This is a genomic window from Pseudomonas sp. RIT-PI-a, from assembly GCF_001187875.1.
Lineage (GTDB): Bacteria > Pseudomonadota > Gammaproteobacteria > Pseudomonadales > Pseudomonadaceae > Aquipseudomonas > Aquipseudomonas coleopterorum.
In genome coordinates this window covers 1-1,911 of sequence record NZ_LGIR01000022.1, presented here as the reverse complement: position 1 = coordinate 1,911, position 1,911 = coordinate 1, and the positions used below count along the sequence as shown (strand labels likewise).

Here is a 1,911-nt window from a genome sequence, read left to right as displayed (position 1 = left end):
GCTGCTCGCTGTTGAGGCGATGGCTGATCAGGAACGGCAGGTGGAAGAACAGCTCCCAGAAGTAGAGGCCGTTGGCGCCCTTGAAGTCCATGAACGGCTGATTGCCGGACTCGGCCAAGGCGGGCTCGGGTAGGTGCTGGGTTTCCCAGGACAGCAGGTTTTCCAGGGCGATGTTGGCACGCTCGATCAGGTTGCGGGCGAACAGGGTGTTCATGCGGATGGGCTGGCGAGCGCCGTTGTCGCGGTCGTTGCGGGCGATGGTAGAGCGGGTGAAGTCAATGTACTCAGCAGTGCCCAGGGTTGCGTTGGTGTAGTACGAGATTTTCGGGGCGATCAAGTGGGCGTCGTCGCCGACGAATTCAAGCTCGATCTCTGTGGCTTTGATGGCATGGCCTATGCCGGTGCTGCTGGTGCCATTGGTCTCCATGACATACACGCCGTGGATGATCGTGAATTTTTTCTCGTGGTCTGGCCAGGTAACGTTCCAATCAGGGCGAAGGGTTTCAGGGCTGATTTTGATAGTGGCCGATTGCGAGTCCTGGTCGGGCAATAAAGTGTCTTGAGCCGAACCCACCGTAAGATTGACCTTGAGCCGGTTGCTCTCAGGCGTGGGATTACTCATTGAGCTTGGTCGGGCGAGGAACTGCAGAAACTTCAGGTCTTCGTAACTGTATACGGGATAGCTCGAGGGTGATCCGGCGCCCGTCAGGCTGTGAGCTTGCATTGAGAGAAGATCACTTGGGCGGGCCTGGAGTAGACGCAACGAGTGTCTGTTTACCCTTTTACCAGCGAGGTCTGTATGGTGACCGTTAGGATTAAAAGTTACACGTTGGTCGTTCTGGTCTGTTATCAGCGTATGCCTTCCTCCTGGCAGCTGGAGCCATACAAAACCTAGATAGGGGCTCGAAAACGCCCCGGCCGTGCATGTCAGTCGGGAGTTGGGCTGCAGAGTCGCCCAGACCTCGCCATTATCTTCAGGCAGATAAAATTCAAATTCGTACCTTTCGGTGCCAGTAGTCGAGGTGATCTTGATGCCGCTTTCTTTTGCAAAACGCGTGTTGACCCTCGTCGTAAATTTGATTTCGCGCCTAGTTTCATCCCACTGGATGTCGTCGCCATCGACGGTGTGCAGGATCCGTGGCTGCCAGCCTGCATAGTTCCAGCCTTGCAGGCCACTGGTTCCCGAATGAGGACAGGTGGTTTGGCTAGAAGGCTTGATTCGGATCGAGACTCCCGTCACAGGGAACTGAAAGCGTCCGGCATTGGTATCGGCGGCAGCGAACAGGATGCCGACGCGCATGACCAGATTACGACTCAGTCTTTTGTCCTCCTCCTCGTTTTCTTCCTCAGTGCCATCAACCAGACCGTGTTCCGGGAACAGATCGAAGCTGTTGAAGTTCTTGTCGATCTTCAGGGTTTTCAGCAGGCGGTACTTGTCCAAGCGGCCATCTGTAGTACTGGAACCCTTGACGTAACCGGCATACATGGCCAGGAATAACGCTTCGGGGTTGGTCGAGACATCGACGACGGCAATGGTGTCGAGGTCGATCTTGTGGGTGCCGTACTCGGGGTCATCCTTTTCGTCCGTCTTCCATTGGTAGGTAATGGCGGCAGGATCCACTTCGGTTTCCATGTAGCACTGCGGCGCACTCCAGCTGTCGTCGTACTTTTTGTACGTCAGGTTCAAGCGCAGCTTCGACACCGCTTTAGGCTTGGGCAGATCGCGATGGCTATAAGAGCCGCCGACCGGCTCGACGGCTTCCAGATCACCGCTGCCTGCCGGGTCGACGCTGTCGATCATCTCGACCCAGGTCACGAACAGCCGGTTGTTGAAGTACACCGGACGGATGGTTTTCTCGATCGCCGCTTCCGAGATCGGCAGGTTGGCCCGTTTCCAGTCCGACCAGGCGC

The 1,911-nt window shown here is 56.4% G+C and carries 1 protein-coding gene; it reads right to left on the bottom strand.

Annotation, left to right across the window (positions count from 1 at the left end; genetic code table 11):
* Positions 1–1,911: neuraminidase-like domain-containing protein (locus AC788_RS21760; RefSeq protein ID WP_269082581.1), on the bottom strand; the 1,911-nt coding region annotated here is incomplete at both ends.